Here is a 13942-nt window from a genome sequence, read left to right on the forward strand (position 1 = left end):
TTAAATTGACGAAGCTTGCGCTTCATTCAAAAATTGTAAAACTTATTTTTGCCTCATCGTTCAGTTTTCAAAGTTCGTCTGCCGCTCTTGGCGACTTCATTAATCTATCACGTTTCAATTGTTTTCGTCAACAACTTTTTTCACAAATTGTTTTTCTGAAATAATCTTTTGCCGTGACAACGTTTATAACTATAATCTCTATTTACCACTTCGTCAATACAAAAAACAATAAAATTTAAAAAAAGATTTACTCTTCGTTTATAAGACGAAAAGTAAACCTTGATCACCTGTTTCATTTAAGACGAACGTAACCTGTCTTTTCAACCAACGCCTGACCATCATCGCTACCTAACCATGCTAGAAAAGCATCATATTGTTCTGCTTTTTCTTCCGTAGTGACTGCGTAGAATTCAGAGGTCAGCGGATAAGATCCGTCTTGAATCGTTTTAACAGTTGGTTCGATTCCTTCTATACGAAGTAACTTGATTTTATGATCATTCACCATTTCTGTCGCATAGTATCGGAATGAGAATCCAATCGCATTTTTATGATTTCGATACGATGAGGCTTGTTGAATGATTCCACCCATTCCTTCAGGGACATCTTCAACCGGTGCCGCCATCAACTTCCGTTCACCCATCATCTTTTGCAACGCTGTTTGACTACCGCTATCCTCTGGTCGTTGGAAAGCACGAATGGTTTCGGAGCTGCCACCGACCTCTTTCCAATTGCGAATGTCACCCGCATAAATTCCACGGACTTGTTCCATCGTCAAAGATTCGACCGGATTATCTTCATGAACGAAGAAAACAAATGCTTCTCTACCAACAGGTGTCATATGTAGAGATACGTCCTTTTGCTTGGCGACTTGCAACTGACGATCGGACGGACCCGCTACAAAAATCAAGTCCGTTTGATTGTTCATCAATCGACTGTACGCTTCTGGTGTTGTCGTCGAGACGACTTTACTCACTTGATCATTATACGGATCATACGCTCCTGAGTTTGGATACACCGCTTCTACGAATGAAGCATACATCGGGTAAAGGGCTGTCGCACCATCCAACCGTGGCACGCCATTTACGAATGAAACGGATGTTGGATGATTCAATTTCGCCAATCGCTCCGAATTCGTAAACGGCTGATAGTCAATCAACTCTACACCACGCTCTTCGATTTTTAAATGATCTTGATACATGTAGTACCCTTTGACAGAAGCGAATACAAGAACACCTGATAAAACTCCCCAACCGAGGACCCGTTTCACTTTATGATTCGTTAAAGGAGAAAAATCGTAAAGCCCCATACATACAATCAACAGAGCCGCCATATACCAAATCGTCCAAAGAATGGGGCGTCCTTGTGTGATTGGGTCTCCCATCGTAAAGAGAGCGACAACGACGGAAATCACAAACGTGACAAATAGAATGAAAATCGTTCCGATGCTAAACTTCAAAAATTTCATGCGACGTATCGTCTCCTCATCATGCTTACATACGTGGAATTAGGCAATCTCATAAAGTACTGCTTCTACTCCAACTCCCTTTGTCGGTCTCGTGACCGTACGAACATATCCTTTTCTCACTAAAAATCCGATGATACTTCCGAGGTCGACACGAAGCTCATTTAAGTTTGGATGATCCATCAATTCGGAGAACGTCCAAGCCCCCTCTTTTTCTTGCATCGTCTGAAGTAACAATAGTGTGCCGGGCAACACTTTTGATTGAATCAAATGTTCCATTCCAATCACGACAAGATGGATTCGTTGCTCAAGTGTCTCTTGTCCCCCGACAAGTTCTTCGTGCAGCTTATAAATTTCCAGATCGATTGCTCTGACTTGTTCCCACAAAACAATTTCAGGATGAATTCCAGCCTCTAGAATCGAAAGTCGCGCCAAGTGTGTGAGCGCATGGTGAATCTGGGTAAAGGCATCTTGGAATTCGCCTTCTAAAAATAAGTAGCGACCATCTTCAAAACGACGCAATAGTTTCGCAAACGAAAGCGACAGTTGAAGACGTTGTTCTCTATTCGTCAAATTACGATTTCGTTGTCGCAATTCTAAGATGTATTCATTCCGTTCAAATAGAACAATTCCGTCTTCAATCCAATGAATCGCGCGTCGGTTTTCATTTAAGACAATCCATCTGTCCATCATCGAGTCACTAACGACGTGCAAGACGATTCTTTCTTGACCGACCTGATAATGTTTTACCGTCCAAAATGGATCCGGTCTCGCTTCAATGACAATGAGCAGACGGTCCGATTGATCCGTCAACGGATCACGTGCTCGTTTTTTCTTCACTTCAATAATTCCTAGCGTTGTTTTTAATGCAGCATATTCTGAATAAATAGTGCGAGTCGCATATTCCATCGTCATCTGGACCCCTTCTCTCCCAATCGTAAGTTGACTATATATGACGATTGTCATTTTCGATACGAACAAGATTCGCCCTCTTTTCAAAAAACTCCTGCCGAAAAAGTGCAGGAACTTCTCACCCGTTTGAAGATGAGCTATGATAGAGACAGACTATTGGAGGGATTCACTTATGAAAAAACGGGGGAACAAAATCAACCGTGCACGTAATATAGCGTTACTCCTGATTTTTGGCGGAATCGGTGTCATGTATCTCGGACTTCTCGCCAAATCCATTACTTGGCTCATGATTATTTTTATGCTCCTTGGATTTATCATGGTGCTCGCAAGTTCTGCCCTTTACTTCATCGTCGGGATGGCCTCGACAAAAGCAATCATCGTCACGTGTCCGAACTGTGAGAAAGAGACGAAAATGCTCGGGCGCGTCGACTTATGTATGCATTGTGATGAACCGCTCACAATTGACCGCTCACTTGAAGGTAAAGAGTTTGATGAAAAATATAACAAGCGTCAGTCGCAACAAACTGACTGATACAAAAAACCACATCCGAATATTCGGATGTGGTTTTTAATGTGTTTGTGATTGCTCAGATTGGCAAGACGGGCACGTTCCGTACACTTCAAGGCGGTGACGATCGACTTTGAACCCAGTCAATTGAGATGCGACCGATTCGATTTCATCTAACACTGGATAGTTGAAGTCGACGACTTTTCCACACGTGTCACAAATGATGTGATAGTGTTTTGACGTCACAAAATCAAAGCGACTAGAGGCGTCCCCATAGTTCATCTCTTGAACGAGACCCACTTCTTTAAAGACGCGCAAGTTGTTATATACAGTGGCCACACTCATGTTTGGAAACCGTGCGGCAAGTGCCTTATAAATGTCATCCGCTGTAGGGTGACTGTGCTCCGTGACGAGGTACTCCAAAATGGCCTGGCGCTGAGGCGTCATTCTGACTCCATGTTCCCGGAGCGACTGAACAGCATGGTCAAGCATTTCGCTTCCCACGTCAATCCCTCATTTCTTCTATAAAATTCATGCGAAATAGTTTTGAACATTAACTTATTTCTTACATAGTAATCTTTATAAATAGTGTACTGATTTCTCAACTACTCGTCAAACACTGAGCTTATGCGGTTGACGGCTATGATACAATAAGTGCGAATTTGAATAAGGAGGCAATACATATGACTACTTCATCAAATCGTCAGTCATCCGATGCATTATACCAAGATGCACTCACTCACATCGTCGGAGGTGTCAACAGTCCATCCCGTTCATTTAAAGCGGTCGGTGGCGGCGCCCCTGTTTATATGGAACGAGGCGAAGGTGCCTATTTTTATGATGTAGACGGCAACCGTTACATCGATTATTTGGCGGCATACGGTCCAATCATTACCGGCCATGCCCATCCACACATTCATGAAGCGCTTATGAACGCTTCTTCAAAGGGTTTATTATACGGAACACCTCACCGTCTCGAGGTCGAGTTTGCCAAGAAACTAAAACAAGCCATCCCTTCTATGGATAAGGTACGATTCACCAACTCCGGAACAGAAGCCGTGATGACGACAGTTCGAGTCGCCCGTGCTTATACCGGTCGTGAACTCGTTGTGAAATTCAGCGGTTGTTACCACGGACATTCGGATCTCATGCTGATTGCAGCAGGTAGTGGTCCGGCAACACTCGGTTCTCCAGACTCAGCAGGTGTGACAAAAGCCACAGCTAAAGAAGTCATCACCGTCCCATTCAACGACGTCGAAGCGTATCGCGAGATGATGAAGGAATGGGGAGACCAGGTCGCATGCGTGCTCGTCGAACCGATTGTCGGGAACTTCGGAATCGTAGAACCGAAGCCAGGTTTCCTCCAGGCTGTCAATGACATCACACACGAACATGGTGCTCTCGTCATCTATGATGAAGTCATCACAGCATTCCGCTTCACATACGGAAGTGCTCAGCAAGTATACGGAATCGAACCGGATATGACGGCGCTCGGGAAGATCATTGGTGGCGGCCTACCGATTGGTGCCTATGGCGGAAAAGCCGAAATCATGGAGACGGTCGCACCACTCGGACCTGCATATCAAGCCGGCACGATGGCAGGAAACCCGGCTTCGATGGCGACGGGAATCGCTTGTCTCGAAGTGCTCGAACAGCCTGGCGTTTATGAAAAACTAGACACGCTCGGTGCGCGACTTGAGGCAGGGATCCGTGAAGCAGCGAACAAACATGATGTGACCATCACGCTTAACCGCTTGAAGGGAGCGCTCACGGTATACTTCACGGATGAAATCGTTACTGATTACGACGGTGCAGAGAAATCAGACGGTGAGAAGTTCGGACGTTTCTTCAAGTTGATGCTTGAAAACGGTGTGAACTTGGCTCCGTCGAAATATGAGGCTTGGTTCCTCACAACAGAACATACGGAACAAGATATCGACGAGACAATCGAAGCGGTCAACCGCTCGTTTGCACAGTTGTGAGAAAGAGATGCATGAGCATCTCTTTTTTATTGCCTAAAAGGGGACATCTTCACTAAAAATGTCTCTTTTTTTCATGTATCGTACCCCATTACAGTAGAACCAAGGAGGTGCTCAGAATATGAAATTTAAGGATTTTCCATTAAACGTCCGCTTGCGACTCGTTTGCGGATTCTGCATTCGGATTGTTGGCTCTGCCATTTTCCCATTCATGGCGCTCTACTTTTCAGAAGAACTTGGCAAAGTGCCCGCCGGAATCATCATGACGTCATTCGTGATCGTCGGCTACTTGACCGGCCTATTCGGTGGGTACTTCTCCGATCGTTTCAATCGGAAAGTTATCTTACAAATTGGTCAGGTGATTCAAATCATCTGTTTTCTTGGTATGACCGTCGCCATTCACCCATCGAATAACTGGGCACTCGTCGTTGCCATCCTTTACTTCGGGCATGCCGTGTCGAACGGGTTGAACTATCCGGCACTCGAGGCGATCGTCATCGATTCAATGGAGGAGTCGAATCGAAAAGCCATCTATGTATATGACTATTGGCTCGTCAATTTGGCCATCGCAGGAGGCGTCATGCTTGGAGGTGCCTTTTATCGAGACCATCGCTTCGCTCTCTTCATCGGCATGACAATCGTTCTTACAATCACGACGATTGTACTTCAACGTTATTTGGTCGATACGTATACTGGGAACCGTTCGACTCCGTCAAATCCGATTCACGGGGTCATCGAAAACTATAAAATCGCGTTGCGCGACCGTCGTTGGATCACCTTCGTCCTCGGAAGTATGCTCGTCTTTTCGACCGAGTTTCATATGGCGAATTACATCGGTGTCCATTTAGCCGAGTCATTTGAAAGTCGACAAATTCTCGGAATACCATTTGACGGGGTACGCATGATGGCTTTTATGCAACTTGAAAACACGTTGCTTGTCGTCGCCATCACGTTCGCTGTCACCGCATTCGTCAAGCGGTTTAAAGAGAAAGCCGTCTTCTTCGTTGGATTATCGTTGTACGTGACGGCCTATGCCGCCATCACATCGATGAATTCCTTCATCGTTCTCGCCGCACTTGCGATCATCTTTACGATTGGTGAACTTCTTTACTCTCCGATTCGACAAGTGAAACAAGTCGATTTGCTCGACCCTGAGCGACGCGCTTCTTATCTTGCATTCGGTGGCCTGACGTTCCATGGTGCCAAACTCGTCGCGGCAGCCGGTATCGTCGTCGGTGCGTTCATCGGTCCTATCTTCATGAGCGGGTATATCTTTATCTTTGGTGCCCTCGGTGCTTACTTGTATTATGTATCGCTATATAAGATGCAACCCGCTCGCCAACTCGCGGCTTGACGTTTAACATGAAGACAAAACGGTAAAACAGTACGATGAAGGAGGCGAAGCACTTGCCTGCGATTGTGTTATTCGATGGAGACTGCAACTTTTGCGATGCCAGTGTCCAGTTCATTATTCGTCACGACCGACATGCCTCGATTCACTTCGCATCGCTCCAAAGCGAAGTCGGTCATTCGTATCGAGCACGACACCGAATCCCAGAATCAGTCGACAGTATCGTCTACATTGAAGAAGGTGTTCCTTACTTGAAATCAGACGCAGCGATTCGGATTGCCGAGCACCTTGATGGCCGTTGGCGCCTGCTCCGATTCATCCGATTCGTACCCAAATGGATTCGTGATCGCGGATATGATCTCTTCGCCAAACATCGAACACGTCTATTCGGGAAGAAGGAAGTGTGCACGCTCCCTTCCCCCAATGTACGTAAACGATTTTTAGACCACTAAAAAAGTCGAGCCCTATCAGGACTCGACTTTTTCGTTATTCAACTACGGCTAAATCTTGAATCATATACAAATCATAATAGGCACCACGACGACGCATCAGTTGTTCGTGCGTCCCCGTCTCCATGATTTGTCCGTTCTCGACAACGACGATTTGATCGGCGTCGGTGATCGTCGACAAGCGATGGGCAACGATTAACGTCGTACGCCCTTTCGTCAGACGAGCAAGCGAGTCTTGAATCATCGCTTCACTCTCTAAGTCGAGTGCACTCGTCGCCTCATCTAGAATCAAAATCGGAGGGTTCTTCAAGAACACACGAGCGATTGCGAGTCGTTGCTTTTGTCCTCCGGAAAGCTTGACACCTTTCTCCCCGACCGGTGTTGCATATCCATCTTGCAGTTTCGAAATGAATTCATGAGCGTTAGCAGCCTTCGCCGCTGCGATGACTTCTTCGTCCGTCGCATCCGGATTCCCCATGCGGATGTTCATCGCGACCGATTCACTGAAGAGGACCGAGTCTTGCATGACCATTCCAATCTGGTCACGGAGCGCACGCAATTTGAAATCACGTACATCGACCCCGTCGATTTTGATCCTTCCATCCGTCACGTCATAGAAGCGTGGAATCAGACTGACCAGTGTGGACTTTCCGCCACCGGACATCCCGACGAATGCTACGCGTTCCCCAGAACGAATTTGAAGGTTCACATCGTTCAATGCTCGTGTTCCGTCTTGCTCATATGAAAAGCTCACATGCTCAAGATCGATTTTACCCGCTGTCGACAGTGGGACGAATCCGTTCGGTTTCTCCTCGATATCATATGTCTCATCCAAGAATTCAAAGACACGGTCCATCGAAGCGACCGACTGCGTGAGTGTCGTCGCCGAGTTGACGAGACGTCCGAGCGGCGCATAGAGACGGTCAATATAAGCAATGAACGCAACGAGCGTACCGAGCGTTACCTGTTCTTGAATAACGAGCCACGACGCCGTTGTGAAGATGAGGATCGGCGCGATATCTGTGATGGTTGACACGACGACATACGTTTTGGCATTCCAACTCGTATGTTTAAGCGCCGCATTCAAGAACCCGCCGTTCTGTTGTTCGAACGCCTTGTTTTCATATGGCTCTAGCGCAAAACTCCGAATGACCGCCATTCCGTTCACACGTTCTGTCAAATGTCCCTGAAGATCAGCAAGCGCTGCTGAGCGTTCACGCGTCAAACGACGCAACCTTCCATAGAAATAACGTACCGCAAACGCATAAAACGGAAGTGGTAAGATGGCAATCAATGTGAGTTGTGGATCAATCGTATACATGATCCCGATTGCGATGAGGATGGTAATCATGTCTAGCCAAATATTCATCAAGCCAGTGATGACGAAGTCTTTTGTTTGTTCGACGTCGTTGATGATTCGAGAAATAATTTGACCTGTCTTATTGTTTGAATAATAGCGAAGTGACAACTTCTGGACGTGATCGAACAGTCTGTTCCGCACATCGAACAAGACACGGGTCGCAGCCCACTGCGCCAAATATTGACGCAAGTATTCAATCGGCGGCTTGAAGACTAGGAAAATGAAGAAGACGATGCTGAACAACCAGACGAGCGTCGTGTAGTCCTGTTTCGGTGCGTCTTCCACCAAGTAATTATCGATGACATATTTATAAAGTAACGGTAATCCGAGCGGGATGGAAAACTTTAAAATCCCGACGAAAATCGTTAGGGCAATTTGTTTTTTATAAGGCTTAACAAATTGCAGATAACGTTTAATACTACCCATAGTTCCTCCTTCATTAAGAAAAAAAGCGGAGATGAGGAATCATCTCCGGTAACGTGCTTCGTATTCGCGATACCATTCATCGACGAATGTTGGGTTGAACGGCCCTTTCCGTCCTCGAATCCAGTTGATCAGTTCTTGCACGTTCTGCTTCAAGATTCGATCAATCGCTTTCGGATAATTCATCTCGCGACGATGCCGCTCATATTCATCTTCATCTAAAATCGTATACGACATATCCGGGAACACCTTGATGTCCAAATCGTAATCGATATATTTGATGGCACGTTCATCCCCATCAAATGTAGTCGGCGAACCTAGATTACAGTAGTAGTAAATCCCGTCTTCGCGAATCATACAGATGACATTGAACCAATACTCAGATGAAAAGTAGCAAATTGCCGGCTCACGCGTTCTCCATTGCCGACCGTCTGACTCACTGACCATGATGCGGTCGTTGAATCCGATCATATCCGTTTTTGACGACTGAAGGACGAGCGTTTCTTCCCAAACGCGATGCAAAGTTCCGTTGTGCTTGTAGCTCTGTATCTCGATTTTGCTACCTGCTTTGGGAAATAAGCTCATAAGCTCCTCCTTTCCGCTGTGATGCTATACAATTCTCATATTTAATTATAGCGACTTTCAGAACCAATGAAAAAGGAAATCTCTTATTTTCATGAATTTAGTGTTTTTTGGAAGGCCCGTGCCCGTTCCTGAAACATCGGACGAAGCACGAAATATTCGACGAGTATGTTCGGGACATAGCTATCGAACGTCACTTCGTCAATCATGACCGCCTTTCCGTCACGCGACTCGACACGGTGCACGTGCGTGAACCGTTTGAACGGAAACGGCAGTGTTTTCCCTTGATCACAGAACGCCCGGTTCCCTGAAATCGTGATGGCACTATTCCAAGGCAATTCTATTGGACCGACCCCTATTAACAACTTCACTTCATTGCCTTCGACCGAGGTACCATCCCCCACTAAACGTACTTTAGGAAACTTTGTCAGCTTCGTCAAAAGCGAAGCATCCTGTAATAGATCCCATAGCGTATCAACCGTCGTATCGTATGTCGACTCTACATCAAACCGTCTCACTTTCACCACCTGCCAATCGTTCTAGTTTTTGTTGAGCCACAGAAACCGTCTTCACCTCGCGCTCTGAGGCGTCTAACCAAACGACATCATCGGTCGGGAGCGTATCGACTCGATATAAATCGATATACCAGACGATATGGGAGAAGACGTGTTTCACTTGCCCGAGATAAGTTCCGTTTACCTGTTCCCCTGTTCCTCGTTCGGTAAGCGGATATTGCCACATCCCAGCGAGTAGTCCTTTGTCCGGTCGTTGTTCATAGGCGACTTTCCCGTCTTTTTCGATGCATAGCGCGTCATACATTTCGACACGTGCCGCTCCTTTTTTCGTTTTGACCGGTAGCTCATCTTGTACATGATGCGCATACGCATAACAGGTATCTTGGACCGGACAGAGCGAGCACATGGGATTTTTCGGTGTACAGACCGTCGCCCCTAATTCCATGACGCCTTCATTAAAATCGGACGCATGCGTCGGGTCCATCAAACGACGAACGACTTGTTCAAAAAGTTTACGTGTCTTCGGTACGGCGATATCGTCATAGATCCCGAATTGTCGGGACATGACGCGCATGACGTTTCCATCGACTGCTGGTTCCGGTTGGTTGTAAGCAATCGACAACACCGCTCCTGTTGTATAGGGTCCGACTCCCTTCAACTTTTCAAAACGTTCCTTCTCTTCGGGTACGATTCCATCATAAACAGAAGCGACTTCTTTGACCGCCTCGTGTAAGTTTCGGATGCGGGAGTAATAACCGAGCCCTTCCCAATATTTGACGACCTCCTCTGTCTCTGCGGAAGCGAGCGCCTCAAGTGTCGGGAATCGTTCCATGAAACGGTTGTAATATGGGATGACCGTGTCGACTCGGGTCTGTTGCAACATCACTTCGCTCACCCAGACGCGATATGGATTTTTCGCATGACGCCAAGGTAAATCGCGCTTTTCACGATTGAACCATGTGACCAACTCCTCATTGAATTGATGAATATTATAATTTGTGAACAATTTATCAAGATTAAGCATTGTGTTTCCCCTCGTTTTAAAAATATTGTATGATAAATAGGAATAGATGACGTTATATTGTGTTTATTGATGGAGGTGCTGAAGCACATTGGATACTGCGACACACATTGGTATGGGACTTGGTTTAAGTGCCATCGCGACGCTCAGCCCGGAAGTGTCAGGTGATGCACAGATGTTTCTGGCCATGACAGCCACGGCTCTCGTCGGCTCGCATGCCCCAGACTTCGACACCGTCTTTAAGTTAAAAGGAAATAGTACGTATTTACGCCAACATCGCGGTCGTTCACATGGAATCACCGCACTGCTTGCTTGGCCGATTATCGTCAGTGCCGTCATCGGTACGGTGCTTGGCGTCAATCCCGCCTCCCTATGGGTAATGGCACAAATCGCTGTGTTGTTACACGTCACGGTCGACTTGTTCAACGCTTACGGGACGCAAGCACTACAGCCATTTTCGAAAAAATGGATCGGCTGGGGTGTCATCGGAACGTTTGATCCGTACTTGTTCTCTGCTTATTACGGTGCATATGCATTATGGATGATTACCGGTGCGACTGTCCCTATTTTTGCATTGCTCATTGCGCTTGTCATTAGTTACTATGCAATTCAGTTTAAATTGCGTAACCGTGCGCTCGCTACCGTGGCACGACACTTTGCCGGTGCACATGAATTATTCATCTCACCAGGAATCGGTTGGGATGATTGGCACGTCGCCGTCCGTTTCCGCGATGGTCTCGGAGCCGTGAAAGTGAAAAAAGGGAAAGTTATCGAGTGTGGTCGTTTCCGCGACAAACCGATGCCTGGGGAAGAAGATCTGCATTTCGTCGAAGCTCGAAAAAATGCTGATCTGCAGGCGTTCCTCGAGTTTTCAAAAATTCACACATATACCGTGACACGCCATAACGGCATGATCGAGTACCGTTTCACGAATCTACGTTATTTCTCGAAAAATATGTATCCGTTCGTTGCTGTCGTCATCGTAGACGAACAGTCGAACGAAGTATTGTCTTCCTTTACTGGTTGGGTATTCAGTGAAGACAGCCTTCAGAAAAAACTAGTATACGAACAATAAAAAGTCGCTCAGATGAGCGACTTTTCTTATGCTTCAGCTTCAGTGAACTGCAGCTCGAACTCAAATTTGACTTTCTTATCGACGAGGACACCTCCCGCTTCGAGCGCTTGGTTCCATGTCAATCCATAATCTTCTCGGTTGAGAGAACCTTCCCCGGAGAACGCGTGTTTCATGTTCCCCCATGGATCTTTTGCACTTCCCTCATACTCGACTTCGAACGTTTCTTCCCTTGTCGTTCCTCGAATCGTCAAATCCCCTGTCAACTCAAACTCACCGCCGCCTTTCGAGCGGAATGATGTCGATTGAAACACGATATGTGGATATTCTTCTGCATTGAAGAAGTCTCCTGAACGAAGGTGATTGTCTCGATCCGAATTGTTTGTATCCACGGATGCTGCCTGAATCGTAACTTTTACACTCGCATTTGCCAAGTCGTTCGGGTCTCCGTTCGCTTCTATATCAAACTCTTTAAATTCGCCTTTTACCTTTGAAATCATCATATGTTTAACGGTAAAGGTGATGGAACTGTGCGCCGGGTCAACTTGATATGTCTTTGCCATGTTAGTTCACTCCTTATAGGTAATTGAATGATGTACACAATGTACTGATTACCAAAAACCTTGACTTCAAAACGTTTTTACAAAAGATTGACAAATTATTGTCGAAAAATTTTGACTTTTATCACAACATACCGTTACGATAAAAAAAGGGAGTCGTTCGCTTACCTAAAAATGTAAGCGCATACATAACTCCTCTATCTCGTATGAAAAGGGAGGAACGAACATGATTTATGAAGTACCGAACTCAGCAGGAACGAAAGTACAGTTTAAGGACCGTTACGAGAACTTTATTAACGGAAAGTGGACCGCACCGGCTGGTGGAGAATACTTTGAAAACACATCTCCTGTAAATGGGAAAGTATTATGTGAAGTCGCCCGCTCAACGAAAGAGGATATTGAACTCGCATTGGACGCTGCGCATGCAGCAAAAGAGGATTGGGGCAAAACGTCCGTCGCGGAACGTTCTGTCATCTTGAATAAAATTGCCGATCGCATGGAAGAGAATCTCGAGATGCTCGCATATGCAGAAACATGGGAGAATGGTAAAGCAGTTCGGGAAACGCTCAATGCCGACCTTCCACTCGCGATTGATCACTTCCGTTACTTCGCCGGTGTGATCCGTTCACAGGAAGGCGGAATCAGCGAACTCGACAACGATACAGTCGCCTATCACTTCCATGAGCCGCTCGGCGTCGTCGCTCAAATCATTCCATGGAACTTCCCAATCTTGATGGCGGTATGGAAACTTGCTCCGGCACTCGCAGCTGGAAACTGTGTCGTCTTAAAACCAGCCGAACAAACACCTTCTTCTATCATGGTCCTTATGGAACTGATTGAAGATTTATTGCCACCAGGTGTCGTGAACATCGTAAACGGTTTCGGTCTTGAGGCAGGTAAACCCCTCGCATCGAGTGATCGTGTCGATAAAGTCGCCTTCACGGGAGAAACGACGACGGGGCGCTTAATCATGCAGTACGCTTCACAAAACATCATCCCGGTCACACTCGAACTTGGCGGGAAATCTCCGAACATCTTCTTCGCGGACATCATGGAAGCGGATGATGATTTCTTCGATAAAGCGATTGAAGGACTTGTGATGTTCGCCTTGAACCAAGGTGAAGTGTGTACGTGTCCGTCTCGTGCATTAATTCAAGAATCCATCTATGACAAGTTCATGGAGCGCGTGCTCGAGCGCGTCAAAGCGATCAAACTCGGCAACCCACTCGATTCGGACGTCATGATGGGTGCACAAGCATCGAACGAACAAATGGAGAAAATCCTCTCATATCTTGAGATCGGGAAAGAAGAAGGCGCAGAATGTCTCATCGGTGGAGAACGCAACATGATGGATGGAGACCTCGCGGATGGATATTACATTCAACCGACCATCTTCAAAGGTCATAACAAAATGCGCATCTTCCAAGAAGAGATTTTCGGACCGGTCTTATCGGTGACGACGTTCAAAGATGATGCGGAAGCACTCGCCATCGCGAACGATACGCTCTACGGACTTGGGGCAGGCGTTTGGACACGTGACATGAACCGTGCCTATCGGTTCGGTCGTGAAATCCAAGCAGGCCGCGTCTGGATCAACTGCTACCATTCATATCCGGCACACGCTGCGTTCGGTGGCTACAAAATGTCTGGGATTGGACGCGAGAATCATAAGATGATGCTTGGCCATTATCAACGGACGAAAAACATGCTCGTCAGCTACAGCGAACAGAAGCTCGGGTTCTTCTAAG

At 46.5% G+C, this 13942-nt stretch carries 14 protein-coding genes; 6 read left to right on the plus strand and 8 right to left on the minus strand.

Annotation, left to right across the window (positions count from 1 at the left end; all coding sequences use genetic code 11):
- Positions 1-292: 292 nt before the first annotated feature.
- Together KNP62_RS11860 and KNP62_RS11865 are read right to left on the minus strand one after the other, a co-directional pair.
- The gene (locus KNP62_RS11860) at positions 293-1465 is read right to left on the minus strand and encodes a PstS family phosphate ABC transporter substrate-binding protein (RefSeq protein ID WP_214785656.1); all 1173 of its coding nucleotides are present in this window, start codon (positions 1463-1465) and stop codon (positions 293-295) included.
- 39 nt (positions 1466-1504) lie between these two features.
- On the minus strand, positions 1505-2443 hold the full coding sequence (locus KNP62_RS11865; protein WP_251125700.1) for a nucleotidyltransferase-like protein: 939 nt from the start codon (positions 2441-2443) through the stop codon (positions 1505-1507).
- A gap of 103 nt (positions 2444-2546) precedes the next feature.
- Here KNP62_RS11865 and KNP62_RS11870 point away from each other — a divergent pair, with 103 nt between their 5' ends.
- A complete protein-coding gene (locus KNP62_RS11870; protein WP_015880902.1) occupies positions 2547-2906 on the plus strand; it encodes a YgzB family protein in 360 nt (119 codons plus the stop codon).
- A 36-nt stretch (positions 2907-2942) separates the two neighbouring features.
- On the opposite strand, the gene perR is transcribed toward KNP62_RS11870, so the two are convergent.
- Positions 2943-3374, minus strand: a complete 432-nt coding sequence (gene perR, locus KNP62_RS11875; RefSeq protein ID WP_031421138.1) for a peroxide-responsive transcriptional repressor PerR — start codon at positions 3372-3374, stop codon at positions 2943-2945.
- 191 nt (positions 3375-3565) lie between these two features.
- Between perR and KNP62_RS11880 the strand changes: the two genes are divergently transcribed.
- The 3 genes from KNP62_RS11880 to KNP62_RS11890 all read left to right on the plus strand — a co-directional run bounded on the left by KNP62_RS11880 (position 3566) and on the right by KNP62_RS11890 (position 6664).
- On the plus strand, positions 3566-4864 hold the full coding sequence (locus KNP62_RS11880; RefSeq protein ID WP_214785657.1) for a glutamate-1-semialdehyde 2,1-aminomutase: 1299 nt from the start codon (positions 3566-3568) through the stop codon (positions 4862-4864).
- Between the two features lie 118 nt (positions 4865-4982).
- The gene (locus tag KNP62_RS11885; RefSeq protein WP_214785658.1) at positions 4983-6215 is read left to right on the plus strand and encodes an MFS transporter; all 1233 of its coding nucleotides are present in this window, start codon (positions 4983-4985) and stop codon (positions 6213-6215) included.
- Positions 6216-6268: 53 nt separating this feature from the next.
- On the plus strand, positions 6269-6664 hold the full coding sequence (locus KNP62_RS11890; RefSeq protein ID WP_214785659.1) for a thiol-disulfide oxidoreductase DCC family protein: 396 nt from the start codon (positions 6269-6271) through the stop codon (positions 6662-6664).
- Positions 6665-6698: 34 nt separating this feature from the next.
- Here KNP62_RS11890 and KNP62_RS11895 read toward each other — a convergent pair whose 3' ends face one another.
- The 4 genes from KNP62_RS11895 to mutY form a co-directional block, all read right to left on the minus strand.
- Entirely contained in the window at positions 6699-8447 is a 1749-nt protein-coding gene (locus KNP62_RS11895) for an ABC transporter ATP-binding protein (RefSeq protein WP_214785660.1), read from the minus strand.
- A 39-nt stretch (positions 8448-8486) separates the two neighbouring features.
- Positions 8487-9029: a nucleoside tri-diphosphate phosphatase gene (ntdP, locus tag KNP62_RS11900; RefSeq protein WP_015880896.1), complete on the minus strand. Its 543-nt coding sequence runs from the start codon at positions 9027-9029 to the stop codon at positions 8487-8489.
- A gap of 89 nt (positions 9030-9118) precedes the next feature.
- Positions 9119-9544 carry a hypothetical protein gene (locus KNP62_RS11905; RefSeq protein WP_214785661.1) on the minus strand — a complete coding sequence of 142 codons (426 nt, stop codon included), beginning with the start codon at positions 9542-9544 and terminating at the stop codon, positions 9119-9121.
- Positions 9531-10565 carry an A/G-specific adenine glycosylase gene (mutY, locus tag KNP62_RS11910; protein WP_214785662.1) on the minus strand — a complete coding sequence of 345 codons (1035 nt, stop codon included), beginning with the start codon at positions 10563-10565 and terminating at the stop codon, positions 9531-9533. Before mutY ends, KNP62_RS11905 begins: the two co-directional genes overlap by 14 nt.
- 88 nt (positions 10566-10653) lie before the next feature.
- On the opposite strand from mutY, the gene KNP62_RS11915 reads away from it, so the two are divergent.
- On the plus strand, positions 10654-11637 hold the full coding sequence (locus KNP62_RS11915; RefSeq protein ID WP_026826711.1) for a metal-dependent hydrolase: 984 nt from the start codon (positions 10654-10656) through the stop codon (positions 11635-11637).
- Between the two features lie 26 nt (positions 11638-11663).
- Here KNP62_RS11915 and KNP62_RS11920 read toward each other — a convergent pair whose 3' ends face one another.
- Positions 11664-12197, minus strand: coding sequence for a YceI family protein (locus KNP62_RS11920; RefSeq protein WP_214696307.1), 534 nt, complete (start codon positions 12195-12197; stop codon positions 11664-11666).
- A 223-nt stretch (positions 12198-12420) separates the two neighbouring features.
- On the opposite strand from KNP62_RS11920, the gene adh reads away from it, so the two are divergent.
- Positions 12421-13941 carry an aldehyde dehydrogenase gene (adh, locus tag KNP62_RS11925; protein ID WP_214747121.1) on the plus strand — a complete coding sequence of 507 codons (1521 nt, stop codon included), beginning with the start codon at positions 12421-12423 and terminating at the stop codon, positions 13939-13941.
- Position 13942 lies beyond the last annotated feature (1 nt).

Origin of the sequence: Exiguobacterium sp. s183 (assembly GCF_018617655.1) — a bacterium.
GTDB classification, from domain to species: domain Bacteria; phylum Bacillota; class Bacilli; order Exiguobacteriales; family Exiguobacteriaceae; genus Exiguobacterium; species Exiguobacterium aestuarii_A.

Bases quoted from the DNA above. Each gene is read 5' to 3' on its own strand.
- ntdP (WP_015880896.1), bottom strand. From the start codon at position 9,029: ATGAGCTTATTTCCCAAAGCAGGTAGCAAAATCGAGATACAGAGCTAC.
- KNP62_RS11895 (WP_214785660.1), bottom strand. From the start codon at position 8,447: ATGGGTAGTATTAAACGTTATCTGCAATTTGTTAAGCCTTATAAAAAA.
- KNP62_RS11860 (WP_214785656.1), bottom strand. From the start codon at position 1,465: ATGAAATTTTTGAAGTTTAGCATCGGAACGATTTTCATTCTATTTGTC.
- mutY (WP_214785662.1), bottom strand. From the start codon at position 10,565: ATGCTTAATCTTGATAAATTGTTCACAAATTATAATATTCATCAATTC.
- KNP62_RS11870 (WP_015880902.1), top strand. From the start codon at position 2,547: ATGAAAAAACGGGGGAACAAAATCAACCGTGCACGTAATATAGCGTTA.
- KNP62_RS11880 (WP_214785657.1), top strand. From the start codon at position 3,566: ATGACTACTTCATCAAATCGTCAGTCATCCGATGCATTATACCAAGAT.
- KNP62_RS11920 (WP_214696307.1), bottom strand. From the start codon at position 12,197: ATGGCAAAGACATATCAAGTTGACCCGGCGCACAGTTCCATCACCTTT.
- adh (WP_214747121.1), top strand. From the start codon at position 12,421: ATGATTTATGAAGTACCGAACTCAGCAGGAACGAAAGTACAGTTTAAG.
- perR (WP_031421138.1), bottom strand. From the start codon at position 3,374: ATGCTTGACCATGCTGTTCAGTCGCTCCGGGAACATGGAGTCAGAATG.
- KNP62_RS11885 (WP_214785658.1), top strand. From the start codon at position 4,983: ATGAAATTTAAGGATTTTCCATTAAACGTCCGCTTGCGACTCGTTTGC.